The 12,713-nt window shown below is 32.6% G+C and carries 16 protein-coding genes, 1 tRNA gene and 2 pseudogenes; 11 read left to right on the forward strand and 8 right to left on the reverse strand.

What is annotated here, in order from left to right:
- Nucleotides 1–601 precede the first annotated feature (601 nt).
- The 10 genes and pseudogenes from ACE2AL_RS09130 to ACE2AL_RS09175 all read left to right on the forward strand — a co-directional run bounded on the left by ACE2AL_RS09130 (nucleotide 602) and on the right by ACE2AL_RS09175 (nucleotide 4,171).
- Complete coding sequence (locus ACE2AL_RS09130) at nucleotides 602–808, forward strand: hypothetical protein (protein ID WP_206086409.1); 207 nt, start codon at nucleotides 602–604, stop codon at nucleotides 806–808.
- Nucleotides 809–1,188: 380 nt separating this feature from the next.
- Nucleotides 1,189–1,401 carry an RNA chaperone/antiterminator CspA gene (gene cspA / locus ACE2AL_RS09135; protein ID WP_123381878.1) on the forward strand — a complete coding sequence of 71 codons (213 nt, stop codon included), beginning with the start codon at nucleotides 1,189–1,191 and terminating at the stop codon, nucleotides 1,399–1,401.
- A pseudogene (locus ACE2AL_RS09140) lies at nucleotides 1,398–1,520 on the forward strand (cold-shock protein); the annotation flags it as partial. The gene cspA and the pseudogene ACE2AL_RS09140, both read left to right, overlap by 4 nt.
- A gap of 212 nt (nucleotides 1,521–1,732) precedes the next feature.
- On the forward strand, nucleotides 1,733–1,888 hold the full coding sequence (locus ACE2AL_RS09145; RefSeq protein ID WP_180312531.1) for a hypothetical protein: 156 nt from the start codon (nucleotides 1,733–1,735) through the stop codon (nucleotides 1,886–1,888).
- A 368-nt stretch (nucleotides 1,889–2,256) separates the two neighbouring features.
- Nucleotides 2,257–2,334, forward strand: a tRNA-OTHER gene (locus tag ACE2AL_RS09150).
- A gap of 60 nt (nucleotides 2,335–2,394) precedes the next feature.
- Nucleotides 2,395–2,805, forward strand: coding sequence for a phosphate-starvation-inducible protein PsiE (gene psiE, locus ACE2AL_RS09155; protein ID WP_206086410.1), 411 nt, complete (start codon nucleotides 2,395–2,397; stop codon nucleotides 2,803–2,805).
- A gap of 300 nt (nucleotides 2,806–3,105) precedes the next feature.
- Nucleotides 3,106–3,300 carry a hypothetical protein gene (locus ACE2AL_RS09160; protein ID WP_375084262.1) on the forward strand — a complete coding sequence of 65 codons (195 nt, stop codon included), beginning with the start codon at nucleotides 3,106–3,108 and terminating at the stop codon, nucleotides 3,298–3,300.
- A 76-nt stretch (nucleotides 3,301–3,376) separates the two neighbouring features.
- Nucleotides 3,377–3,583 carry a hypothetical protein gene (locus ACE2AL_RS09165; protein WP_206086411.1) on the forward strand — a complete coding sequence of 69 codons (207 nt, stop codon included), beginning with the start codon at nucleotides 3,377–3,379 and terminating at the stop codon, nucleotides 3,581–3,583.
- A 182-nt stretch (nucleotides 3,584–3,765) separates the two neighbouring features.
- Nucleotides 3,766–3,846: pseudogene (locus ACE2AL_RS09170) on the forward strand (hypothetical protein); the annotation flags it as partial.
- Between the two features lie 16 nt (nucleotides 3,847–3,862).
- Entirely contained in the window at nucleotides 3,863–4,171 is a 309-nt protein-coding gene (locus tag ACE2AL_RS09175) for a GNAT family N-acetyltransferase (protein ID WP_375084263.1), read from the forward strand.
- Between the two features lie 223 nt (nucleotides 4,172–4,394).
- Here the strand turns inward: ACE2AL_RS09175 and ACE2AL_RS09180 are convergent, their stop codons facing one another.
- The 6 genes from ACE2AL_RS09180 to nqrE all read right to left on the reverse strand — a co-directional run bounded on the left by ACE2AL_RS09180 (nucleotide 4,395) and on the right by nqrE (nucleotide 8,788).
- Nucleotides 4,395–4,844, reverse strand: coding sequence for an N-acetyltransferase (locus ACE2AL_RS09180; RefSeq protein WP_206086413.1), 450 nt, complete (start codon nucleotides 4,842–4,844; stop codon nucleotides 4,395–4,397).
- A gap of 90 nt (nucleotides 4,845–4,934) precedes the next feature.
- A complete protein-coding gene (gene aes, locus ACE2AL_RS09185) occupies nucleotides 4,935–5,912 on the reverse strand; it encodes an acetyl esterase (RefSeq protein ID WP_371007531.1) in 978 nt (325 codons plus the stop codon).
- Between the two features lie 201 nt (nucleotides 5,913–6,113).
- Entirely contained in the window at nucleotides 6,114–6,332 is a 219-nt protein-coding gene (locus ACE2AL_RS09190) for a helix-turn-helix domain-containing protein (RefSeq protein WP_206086415.1), read from the reverse strand.
- Between the two features lie 46 nt (nucleotides 6,333–6,378).
- Nucleotides 6,379–6,702, reverse strand: coding sequence for a helix-turn-helix domain-containing protein (locus ACE2AL_RS09195; RefSeq protein ID WP_206086416.1), 324 nt, complete (start codon nucleotides 6,700–6,702; stop codon nucleotides 6,379–6,381).
- Nucleotides 6,703–7,441: 739 nt separating this feature from the next.
- Nucleotides 7,442–7,651 carry a hypothetical protein gene (locus tag ACE2AL_RS09200; RefSeq protein ID WP_206086420.1) on the reverse strand — a complete coding sequence of 70 codons (210 nt, stop codon included), beginning with the start codon at nucleotides 7,649–7,651 and terminating at the stop codon, nucleotides 7,442–7,444.
- A 588-nt stretch (nucleotides 7,652–8,239) separates the two neighbouring features.
- Entirely contained in the window at nucleotides 8,240–8,788 is a 549-nt protein-coding gene (nqrE, locus tag ACE2AL_RS09205) for an NADH:ubiquinone reductase (Na(+)-transporting) subunit E (RefSeq protein ID WP_375084305.1), read from the reverse strand.
- Between the two features lie 692 nt (nucleotides 8,789–9,480).
- Between nqrE and ACE2AL_RS09210 the strand changes: the two genes are divergently transcribed.
- Nucleotides 9,481–9,870 (forward strand): nuclear transport factor 2 family protein, encoded by a 390-nt coding sequence (locus ACE2AL_RS09210; RefSeq protein WP_206086433.1) that lies wholly within the window; start codon nucleotides 9,481–9,483, stop codon nucleotides 9,868–9,870.
- 98 nt (nucleotides 9,871–9,968) lie between these two features.
- Here ACE2AL_RS09210 and ACE2AL_RS09215 read toward each other — a convergent pair whose 3' ends face one another.
- Complete coding sequence (locus ACE2AL_RS09215; RefSeq protein WP_206086435.1) at nucleotides 9,969–10,811, reverse strand: MBL fold metallo-hydrolase; 843 nt, start codon at nucleotides 10,809–10,811, stop codon at nucleotides 9,969–9,971.
- Between the two features lie 157 nt (nucleotides 10,812–10,968).
- The gene (locus ACE2AL_RS09220; RefSeq protein ID WP_206086437.1) at nucleotides 10,969–12,636 is read right to left on the reverse strand and encodes a methyl-accepting chemotaxis protein; all 1,668 of its coding nucleotides are present in this window, start codon (nucleotides 12,634–12,636) and stop codon (nucleotides 10,969–10,971) included.
- Between the last annotated feature and the right edge of the window lie 77 nt (nucleotides 12,637–12,713).

Raw genomic sequence — 12,713 nt, forward strand, 5'->3', positions numbered from 1 at the left:
CCTAAATATGCTATGACATGGTTAGGAATTATGGTTTTCTTTCTGATTAAAAGACCCATAATTGTTTTTTATTTATATTAAAGATTAGTTACGATGAATAAAAAAGTAGTAAGAATAAAACAGTTAACTTACGATATTTAATCTTTTTATTATGGTAATAGTGAGCTAAATCAATTAGATAATTACTTCAATTAAATCACTCTGCGATGAAAGTTGGTATTCAGAGGTTATTAACCAAGTAAAAGTATAGGTAATGTGTTATAGTGGTTTAAATCATTATACCCCATTGCCATAAAAAGCAAACCTTGCATTCGCAAGTTTTTATCTAATAAATAGATGTGGTATCCAAAGGAATTGTTTCCTAAGGAATTACCTATGAATTTATCTGCATTATATCATCGGATTTTATCACTTACAGAAAATGTGCTAATTATAACGGTATTACTTCTGGCTACATTTGCACTTGTATATTGGATGTAAAATTATTCCACAGTTAGCTAAAACTAAATAAGTAATGAGTTTTAACAATGCTGAGATTCGAGGACTAATTTATGGTGGAAAAACATTGGTATAGCACCTTTGAAAAATAAAGGAGAGATAAATGAATTATTATATTCAGACTATAGTTGAACCACAGGGTGGTTATAAAATACATAAGCTTGGATGCAAGAATATGCCTATGGCTTCAAATAGATTTTACCTTGGTAACTTTTTTAATGCTATGCAAGCTATTGAAGCTGCTAAAAAATCACACTATAAGATTGTTAAGATATGCTCTGATTGCATAAAAAATAGCATGAAACACTAAATTATAAGTAATAAAATTAAAAATTGTAGATTTTTTACATTTATTCTAGTGAAATAGGTGTTAACTCAGAGAAAAAGTCGTTATTTTCAAAGTAATTACTTTTTAAGATTTGTATTGAAAAGGAATTCGTTAAATAATCATTTATCTTAAAGTGGAGTGAAAAATAAAACTTGCTATAGTCGGGGGGGTGTGGCTTAATGCCCTTACTGTTTTGGAAGTACAAACCTATTTATGTTAGTCAGTTTCAAGTTGTTCACCATTTAGCGTTATCCCTGATATCACTTCATCGCGAATTCCTTCTAATTAATTCCCATAAGTAAAAATTAAAAACAAACTCTATTATGCCTTATGGCAAATATTAAATAATTAAAGGAATTTCTATGTCTAATATATTAACTGGTTCAGTAAAATGGTTTAACGACGATAAAGGCTTCGGTTTTATTACTCCAGCAGATGGTAGTAAAGATGTATTTGTCCATTTTTCTGCTATTCAGAGCGATGACTTTAAATCGTTAATTGAAGGCCAACAAGTCTCATTTACCATCGAGAATGGAATGAAAGGCCCAGCAGCTGGAAACGTGGTGGCACTATAAAAATTTATTTGTATTTTAAATGTCCTTGCTGTAGTGGATCCCAGTATAGAACTTCACAGTTTGATGTTTCGGCCAATAATCCACATGGTGCAAAATGTATCTTTTGTAAAAGCGTCATGAAAGCTCAAGTTAGCTGATAAATAATTTGATTCACATTTAAACCTCTTTTTAAAGAGGTTTTATCGCATTAATCGTATTTATTTAAGCTGACGTGGTATGCTTGTTTGATAATTATACCCCATTGCTATGAGTAGCAAATCTTGCCTCCGCAAGCTTTTATCTAAAAAATAGATGTGGTATCCAAGGGGATCACTTTCCTAAGGAAACACGAATGAAAAAGCAAACATTTTATAGTCGAGTTCTAAGTATCTATAAAAAAATCCTCATTGTGGCTGTACTAATTATCGTCGTTCTTGGTGTCATTTATTTGTTCGATAGTTCATCATGGAGCCAGCTCGGTGGTGGATACATTTTCCCTAAAAACTAACACCAATCGAGTGTAATAGCTTTTCTAAAGTGTTATGTTGTTGTGAATAAAGATCCTATTAATCAGTGTATGCTCTATGTCATGTTTTAAAGCGAGTAGCATTCTTAATTCAGTTCTTATAGTAATTAATTGAAAAATTACAATTCTCTGAGTGTTAGCAATTTAAAGTATCTCATTACCATAACTCTTGCATTTAAAAAATATTATCTGAAAGGTAAGTGAGATTTCTAAGGTATTATTTATGAAATGGTCATATCTTTATCAAAGTATTTTGAATTTTTCACAAAACATGCTTGTTGTTTTTGTACTGATTATCATATTTATTCTAATTATCGCATATATTATAAACTTAGCTAAATAAATTTATTCCACCATTAGCTCAATTGGAAGAGTATTTAGTCCTGACAAAACTAAAAGTCGAGGTTCGAGGCCTCGATGGTGGTCCATTTAAATATTTAATGATGCTATATTTTTAATGAGAAAGGTTAAACTCCTGAGGAGTTACCATGTCAGGGCTAAGTCAATCAAAATTAATATGTAGAGTGTTACAGTGGATTAGCAGTGCTGCGCTGATTTTACTTGCTATTATATTAATTTCTTTTTTAGTAAAAGAAACTATTGTTTTATCGAAACTATTATTTTCCGCTAGTGATTCCATTTCGATTTATTTGCTGGTCGATGAGCTTATTATATATTTTCTATATTTTGAATTTGTTGCTTTGATTATCAAGTACTTTCAGTCAAATTACCATTTCCCATTACAATATTTTATTTATATTGCAATTACAGCTGTAATTCGGCTTATTATAGTTGAACATAAGGACCCTCAGCTGTTTATTATTTACTCTGTTTCAATACTAATACTTATTATTGCCCTGTACATTGCTAATGCTGATAGACTGAAACCCAAAGAATAAAATTTGTAATAAGATGGCTATTTTTATCTTAAAAAATATTTAACTAGTTATAGTTTATTTAGCATTATTTTAGTTAACAGCGTAAAAATTAAATTTCTTTTATAAATATAATGCGGTAGCAAGAATAATTTTTCGGTGTGGAAATATATAATTTGTTATAAATTATGTTCTATAAGGAATTTTTATTATTCTTTAGGTGGTATTTGTTATCAAAGGCTAACTTCATAGTGGTAACGCATTTAAAACAAACGAAATTCGATAATAATTGTCTAAGCTTCATACAATAAAGAGGTGTGAGTTATGGCTGATAGCCGAACAAGTGAAATAATGATTGAAATCGGATATGCAACCGTCAAGTTGTTGTTTGGAAATATGATGGTATTTAAGTCGACACTAGTGAACGAGTTAATCGAAAGGATGGTGGCATCAGGAGATGATGAATATAAAAAACTTTTGAATGAGTCCATTGAGTTTTTGCATAGAAATGTTGGTTAGATTGAAAACTATACAAATCTTATCTGGGTATTATTTCAACAAGGTGTTAGTGTTGAGTGAATACACAGAGGTGATTATGGACACAGATAAAGATGTAATTTATATGCGGATATGCCAAGTAGTTGGCAGGGCTGTTATGTTGCTAAATGAGTCAAAGCATAACATCACAGGAGAGCGCATATCTGCAATTTTGAAGGAGCAGAGAGAAGGTGAGCAAGAAAAACACATGATTGCTATATATGCGATAGCAATTGATTTAATGGAGTCTAGGCGTTGGGGGTAGGTTTTAATCAATAACTAGTATTAAGCGCAATAATAATATCTTATATTTTAATAAATAGTGGCTATCAAAACTAAATTAATTGTTTATGTTATCAAGGGCTTAAAAAATATGTTTTTACCATACTAAAGACAATAAATCATTAATAATAATAAATATCAGTTAGTTATAAACTATTAGGCTATGTATTGCTGCGCCATATGGGTTGGACTGAAGCTGCTGACTTAATCGTTAAAGGTATGGAAGGCGCAATCGCGGCTAAGACTAGTTGATGGTATTCCGATGGGGTTAATGGGTTTAATGATAGTTCAAGAAAGCTGTGAGCTAGTGGCTGAAGTTGGTTACATGATAGCGTGTGAGTTCTCAGGTAAGTCTTTGGCTACTGATTCATTGGCCGTCTTATTGGCACTCCCTGAATTATCCGCCATTTCACGGTATCAAGCTGTGGTTACGGATGGAAACAAGGCATCAGTTAGCGTTCTAGAAAAAATGGGTTTATCCTTACAGACGTTATTAAAGATAACTACACTATTGGAGGAGTTATCTTTGATGACTGTATTTATACATTGGAAAGATGAATTACGACAGTAAAAAGCCTTCAGTAATTAGTCGTCCAATTAGTGGGATCACAACACTAATGCGGCCTTTATTCGTCTATAGCTACCGGATATCACTCTCACAGATTAATTACTTTAATGGTTGTGTGTTTACCTATTAACTTAATAAATAGGAATACCTTGCAGGAGGGCGATATGCATATATTGAGATAATGGCTACTGCTGCAGAGGTTTTTTCTCTAGATTAAGGAGAAAATTCATCGCTCTTTTTTAAGGTAAATTAACGCGAGCATATCTTCATTATTTTTATCCATACCGACCTCGCTGAAACCAAATGAGGAATAAAAATTTTTGGCGACAGGGTTGTTTGGGTTATAACATATTTCAATCTCTATGATTGATTGTGTTTGTTTTATCTCTGTAAGCGCGAGGCTAAGCGCTTGTCTACCTATTCCTTTATTTTGGTGATGTTGGTCAATCATAAACCGCCAAATTGATATTCTTATTGGGCTTTCTTGTACCCACATAAAGAAACCAACTGGGTCATCATCACAGTAAATAGCTCTTACGGTATAATTTTCATTATAAGCGGCTTCAACCAGTGACCAAGTGTTTGAAGCAACATATTTTTCTTGCTCATCAGATACATCTAAAAGACAAATGGATTCATAGTTTTCTTTTGTAACCGCTTTTAGGCTAATTAGCATAATAACCTCTGTTTTGCTCTGTAAGATAATTTTACTTGTAAGTATTAATCAAATAAAACAATACAGAAAATTGAATGACAGAATTTAGCTCTAGAGGCTATTTTCAGAGGTAAGTCTTTTAAAATACTCAGCACCATCTCTAATTGCTTCATCAGCAATATTCATCATACGGCTATAATGTAAAAAAGCATGTAATGTACCTGGGTACATCTTATATTTGCAGGATATCTTATTGTTTTTTAATGTATTGAATAATGCGATGCTATCATCTAAAAGTGGGTCAAATTCCGCACTGGCAATAAAGCAAGGTGGAATATGATGAGTTAAATCGTTATTGAATAAACAGTAGTAAGGTGCTTCGCGACTTCCTGACTCACCAAGATAGGCGCTGTCATACCCTTCAAGGTCTTTCTGTGTTAATCCATCCCACTCACCGCCATAAAGTCGACGGCTCACTGAATCTTGTAAACCATAAAGTCCGTACCAAAGTAAATTAGCTTTAATTTCATGATTTACAATATTATTATCACGAAGCCAAAGTGTTGTCGCTAATGATAACATTGCGCCAGCGGAATCCCCCGCAAAGCCTGTCTGATCCATGTTAATATTATATTTCTCGGCATTATGAGCATAAAACTGATATGCCATAGATATTTCCTCAATTGCTTGAGGGTAACGGGCTTCGGGTGATAAAGAATAGTCTACACCAATGATGGTACAGCCAGTATATAGCGCTAGTAACCGCATTATTCTGTCATGGGTATCAAGATTACCTAAAATAAACCCACCACCATGGATATAAAATAATGTCGCAGGTGTAGTTATTGTAGGCTGAAATATGCGTGTAAGGATACAACCATAAGGCGTTTGAATGTTAATATCATGAGTTGATTGCATGATGGGGGCATCTGCATTCCAATACTTTCTATCTTCATTATAAGCTTCACGTAATGATATTAAATCAGTACTTTGCGGTGAGCTAGAGGTGTTTTTTGAGTAAAAATCAATGACTTTATTCATTTCTGCCGAAATGAGTTTAAGCACGTTTACTTTGTTATTAGGGTTCATTTTTTCTCCTACTTTTAGGCTGTACATTGTAGAAGACATAAAATGCGAAGTTGTGACCTCGTTATCCAATATTAAAAGACATGTTTTTTTATTGCATATTGATATATTTTCACAAAATAGGAGGAGAAGAGCTATTAGTGGGTTTACTATTGAAGGTCAGAGGTTTTAATAAACCTCTGACGCTTAAATGCTATAAGTTAGCTATTCTAAATAAACGTTAACTAACTGGCTGATATCGATATTTAAAATTTTAGCGATATAAAATAAATGGTCTGCATAAATGGATTTTTCACCATTTTCATAAGATAGATAAAAATCTGTTGATATGTCTAATAAATTTGCCATTTTTTCAATTGAAATATGGTTAGTTATTCTGTTTTTTTGTATGTATAGGCCAAGATTTTTATTGTTTTTTAACATTTATATGTTCTGATTTAGTTATTGATCCTGATGTTGATGAGGCATTTTATATATAAAGATATTGATTTTCTCTAGATGATGGATTTAAATATAAACTTAATCCTAAGTCTATAATATCACCTTCATTTTCCAGCTCCTTCAGTAAAGAAACAAAAAAAGATTCTACACTGATATTTAATTTGATAAGAAACAGTAGGATTAAACTGAATGAAATTGTATTAATACCATTTTCATAACGTGAAATTTGTTGCTGACTAACATGAAGTAATTCGCTAACTTCAGCACCAGTCATATCATTTTCAATCCGTTTTTGCCTTAAATAATTTCCCACTAAGGTATTAACTTTGCTATTTAAAATAGCACGATTCATATCAACCTCTTTTTTATTAAGAATTTTCTGAGATAAAAACTAGTCAAATATTTATATCAAGTACAATCGTTTTAAATACTTGTTTTCCAATTTTTAATTGGTGGTAGCTATCAAATGAAATTAAACAATCGTTTGATTTTAGTGGTAAGGTAGTCTCAACATATTGATAAATAAGTTTATAAACCAATTTGTTAATTTTATGTATTTTATACAGCGAATTTTGTGATTATCGCAAATACTCTTATCACGTGTATATGCGATAGCATTTTTCATGTATTAATAAATAATAATATGAACTATTATTTTATGATGCTTGTTTGGTTTTTTATTTATTCAATATTTTTATTATTCTTTTTTATCAATTTGAGACAAAATTTATTATTATTTTTTACATAGATAAAACAATACTGAAATGAAAGTTTACCAGTAGAAAAGATTTGTTACAAATATTTTCTGGAATAGGTATTAGTTGCTTTGTTACTTATTTGGAATGAGTTCATTGTATCGGAACGTATCGATGCTCTATATCAAAATTGGGCGTAATAGTTTAGTTTATCGGTATGTCATTTTAAAACTTGATGATTTTAACTAATTATTTTTCAATCATAGATACTCATATACCTAGAGGGTATTAGATGATGGTGGGGTTCAGATGACCCTCTGATTAAAAGGTGAGTTTCGTCTGGCCTAAGCCAGTATGAGATAGATGTATTGGGATAAAGTGAATGTGGTGCCTAGTTTATCCATTGGAGCAATGTTCAAAATTATGTTTAACCTGTTTAATTGCTTGTTTCTCAATATCTCTTAATGTGAGATTCATCATATCCAACCCTTTGATATCCATTTTTAAATGGTGAGTAGATTTATCATCTCCACTTAGAATGAGGTCTAAACCAATTATTTTGGAGTTTTCTTCTAAGATACTTATTTGGGTCAAATTAAATCGCATAGTGCCACCTTAATTGTAAATATCCAATTGATGATTTTGATAAAGTTGGTATTACTGTATGCTAAATAACCATGTATTACCTTAACAAAGGGTTAAATAATGTAACAAGTAGCATGAAAAGAAAGATGAAATGACATCTAGGGGGACAGGGGTTCTAAAGGGATATAGTGAAAAGAGAAATGTTCTCATCTAATTATATGACTAATTTTACAATATTATTCGTTGTATAAAATGTAATTAGCAAATATAGCACTTCAACGTGAATACTGTTCTTTATAAAAAAGCCCCTGCAAGCAGGGGTATCTAATGGAAATGTATCTGTATAATTATAGTTATAAAGTGCCTATCGTTTGAGTCGGCAATTGAATCATACCAGTATTTATCTTTTAATCCAATTTAGAGTAAAAATAAAAAAGTGATAGAAGTTACAGATCGGATAGAAAGAGTAGGGGGATTGAGAAAAAGCTAGGACGAAAGAAAGGGGTAGCCTCTTAGCAAACAAGTTTAAATGTTAAAAAGTAATGTCCTTATTGGCTTTTTAACATTATAGAATGAGATGATTTTAGAAATGTGCTATTCAATGCAAAATTAGAGCGAAATACCTGAAAAAGACATAAAGCCAAGGGACATTAAACCTACGGTAATAAATGTTATTCCTAATCCTCTTAATCCTTTTGGAATATCAGAGTATTTCATTTTTTCACGAAGACCCGCAAGCGCAATAATAGCCAACATCCAACCTATCCCACAACCAGCACCATAAACAACAGATTCTGTGAATGTATAGTTCCTTTCAACCATAAAAATGGTTGCTCCAAAAATAGCACAGTGAATAGTTAAGAGTGGTAAGAAGACCCCCAGTGAGTGATAGAGGGAAGGTATAAATTTATCTAGGAACATTTCTAAGATCTGGACTAAAGCGGCTAGAACAGCAATAAATGTGACAAAGGATAAAAATGATAAGTCAATATCTTCAGCTATAGCTCCGTCTCGAAGAACATAGTTATAGATCAAGTTATTGATGGGCGTAGCGATAGTGAGTAAGACAACAACGGTTAGACCTAATTTAAACGAGGTTTTAACCTCTTTGGATACCGCGAGGAAAGTACACATTCCGAGGAAAAAGCTCAAGGCCATATTTTCAATAAATGCAGCTCGAATAAATATGTTTAAATGATTTTCCAGCACAAATCCTCCTTTATATATGTCATGATTACATTTAACAGTAAAAACATACGATTATATTAAATGTTTCCTATATAAGTAGGGGGGGGATATGTATAAAACTGCCCCCCCAATAAATTAGGGATATCGTTTTCAGGACTTATCCAAGATTACTTGGAAAAACTGAGTCTATGAAGTTACTGAAAGTGGTAAATACTATAGCTTAAGATTATGGATAAAATCATAAGAATTAGCAAGATACATTATTTTATAAAAGCGTGAAATTTACGAAGAATATGATATTACACATGAATTTTGTGATCTAAAGCGAAAAATGGAGTAAATGGCTTAAAAATAAATGATTTTTTCCATATTTTCTTTGTTTTTATGAGTGATTTTTATAAAATTAATCCATATACCATTATGAATTATAAGGTTATTTATTGGTGTTAATATGCGTTAAATGGTTTTAATGTTAAAAAAACAAAATGTATCTAAAAGAAATAACATGAGCCTGATTTAATGTGGAGGGAACATTTGGGCTATAAAAAGCATAAAATGCTGAAGTTAATAGAATGCTTAATTAAATATAAGTGTTCCCTTGAAATCGTTGGTTTACAACATATAACAGAGTAAAGGCATTTATAAAAAACAAGAGGTAAATAGTGGGAAAAATACAGTTGGTTAAACAAGCTTTAGATTCTGTGTTAGGAACGCAAATCGGATCACTATCTGTTATAGAGCAGTTTTTCTCTAGAGATTACATTCAAATAGTCGATGGTAAAGAAATTGGCTTTGATGAGTTCGTTGCGCATATGAAGGTGTTAGAGGAAGCAACTGAATCAATTACGATAACAATTAAATCTATCGCAGAGGGAGATAACTGCGTTCATACTCAACATATTGCAAAGGCAATGAAAAAAGACGGCTCTTACAGCGAGTATGAAGTATTTGCCTGTTTTACTGTCTTAGATAATAAAATAGTACGTTGCGAGGAGCTTACGCGGATGACTCAAGGTAATAAACACGACAGTGATTTAGGGTCAAGAACTTAACGTATTTATATGTAGATAATTTTCTGAATGGAAAGGTAATTTTTTTGTTCATCAGATTAGCTGCAAGAATATGCCCAGCTTACTACTGGGCAATCAAGTTAACTTGAATAAGTGAGCTGTAAGCCAGCACCAACCTCTTTAACAGGAGCATGCTTAGCTAAGTGTATCTTTGCTGCAAGGTCAGTACAGTGGCATGGGTGGATGTGCAATAAGTCCTGTTGAGTAAAGTAGTTGCCAGTCTGTTCTAAAAGATCATCTGAGGCTTGTTGTAAGTGAAAACCGCCAATTACAGTGACTATTTTATTTATCCCAGTAACGTGTTTCGCATATTCAACAATATTGCAAATACCTGAATGAGAACAACCTGTTATTACAATCAGTCCTTCTGTTGTTGTAACTGCCAGAGCGGTGTCATCAAGGACATAGTCATCAACGTGTTGTTGGTTTTCATTAACCATAATACCGATTGGGTCTTTTCCTTCAAAATTATTATTCCGAGGTATTTGACCTAAAAATATAACGTTATCAGATAAATAGTATGGCTTTATAGATTCTATACAAGTGAAGTAGGCATCGAGTACATTTTTTGGGGTGTTTGCTCCAATCACTTTCGATTGAAACTGTTTTGGTTTTAATGCATCTGGATGATAAATAAGCTGTTTGGGGTGGTTTTCCTCAACGTTACGACGGTCAAAATACTGAATCAAATGGCCTAATCCCCATGTGTGATCATTGTGGCCATGAGACAGTACAAGGTCGGTAATATCGGCTAGGTCAATATTGAGTATATGGGCATTATTAATAAAAATATCAGAGTAACCTGTATCAAATAATATTTTTTTGTCATCAGCTTCAATGTGATAGCAGACACCTGGCTCACCGCAAAAATAACTGTCGATGAGAGTGTTATTATCAACAAGAACGGTAATTTTAATTGTCATATTGGCTCGTCGTTATTCGAAATAATCGTTACATGTTATATCAGATAATTTGTTAGAAATATTCAATGGTAGTCAAACATGAATAAAGAAGAAAAAATACGAAAGAAAATAAAAATATGGGCACCATGAATAGTGCCCAACGGTTTAATAATTTAATTTAGTGGAGTTTTTTAATTGGTAGATCTTTTTTTTGCTCAATACTGTCAGATTGTTGTGTATCTTCAGCTTCAACGTGGAAGATAGAAATTATCTCTTCCAGTAAATTGGATTGAGACTCGAGTGCTTTTAGTGAAGATTGTAATTCACGTGTCATTGAAGCATTCGCTTGAGTCGTGTTATCTAATTCGTTGATAGCTAGGTGGATCTGGCTTACACCGTGAGTTTGCTCATTAGAGGCAAGGGCAACGCTTTGGATCATTTCGTTAATATTAGAGGTATCTTGAGCAATAGAGACAATATTATCGTTAGCATCTGCCGCCAGTTGGAAACAATGATTAATTTTATCATTTGAATTATTGATTAGTAATTTAATCTCTTTGGATGCTTGCGTACAGCTTATTGATAACTCGCGAACCTCATTAGCGACGACAGCAAAACCTTTCCCATGTTCACCCACTCGAGCGGCTTCAACAGCTGCATTAAGCGCCAACAAATTCGTTTGGAAGGCAATATTATCAATTGTAGATGTAATTTTGCTGATTTCTTTAGAGAAGTCGACGATATCATCCATATTCTCGACGACATCAGAAATTAGCTCATTGCTCTTATCTATGGTAATACTCGTTGCAGACATAAGCTGACAAGATTGATTTGTATGTGCTGTATTGAGCTTAAATGAAGAGTCGAGTTCTTCAACGCTGGCGGCAGTTTCAACAATTGCTGCGGCTTGCTGGTCTGCTCGGATGGACAAATCATGGTTCATTTGCGTAATATCATTCAACTCAACTTTAATATGGTGAGTGTTGTCATAAATATTTTTTACAATTTCAATAAGCTTACTTTGCATATTAGAGACATGCATTTTGAGCAGTTTTATTTCAGAAAGACCTTTATTATCAAATTGATGATAAAGAATACCTTGGCTGACTTTTTCGATACCATCAATAACTTGGTTGAGAGGGCGGATAAAGAAAAATTGCAAAATAAAACGGATGAATAGCGTGACAATGGAGATTATTGTAATGATCACAATAAGACCAATTATGCTTTGGTGATAAAGCTTTTCGCTTGAAATAGCGATGTCATGGTAATTTTTATTAAGCTGTTGGTGATAATTTATGTAATTTTTTTCAAATGCATCTTGAAATGATTGTGTGGGTTGATTTAAAAAATCGTAGGTTTTTCCTTCAACTAAGAACACAGAAAGTTCATTCAGTGCGGCATATAATGTATTATACGATTTTTCTAAATCGGTGAAAGCTGCATTGTTTTGATACATGGAACTTTCAGAAAAATTTTTCCAATATGTATTGGTTTGTGTCATTTTTTGATGGTAAAACTGAATAAGGCTGTCGATGTCAGTATTCGACGTTTTCATTTTATTGATGATCAATAAATGGCGAGAGCTTGCGCGGTTTAAGGTATTGCGTGCTTGAAGTAGAGATTGCCACGTATTGTTTAATTCAGTTTGCTCATTATAAATTATATCCAGGTCATTGAGTGTTGCTTGATACTGTTTTAACGAGCTAAAGAAAAACCAGCAAGTAGACAGTAGTAGTGTGATCAGCAGTCCTGAAATAAACCAGACCAACGTCGTCGTTTTGAGGCCAGTGAAGGTAAATTTAGCTGAGTTAAATTTAATTTTTTTTGAAGTATCAGACATCATTGATTATTTCCTTTCATACCATCGAGCAGTATGTTTTGAATACATACAAATAACGACTTTCAGACATAACATTGTTA

Origin of the sequence: Providencia xihuensis (genome assembly GCF_041953405.1) — a bacterium.
In the GTDB taxonomy this organism is placed as follows: Bacteria; Pseudomonadota; Gammaproteobacteria; order Enterobacterales; family Enterobacteriaceae; genus Providencia; species Providencia vermicola.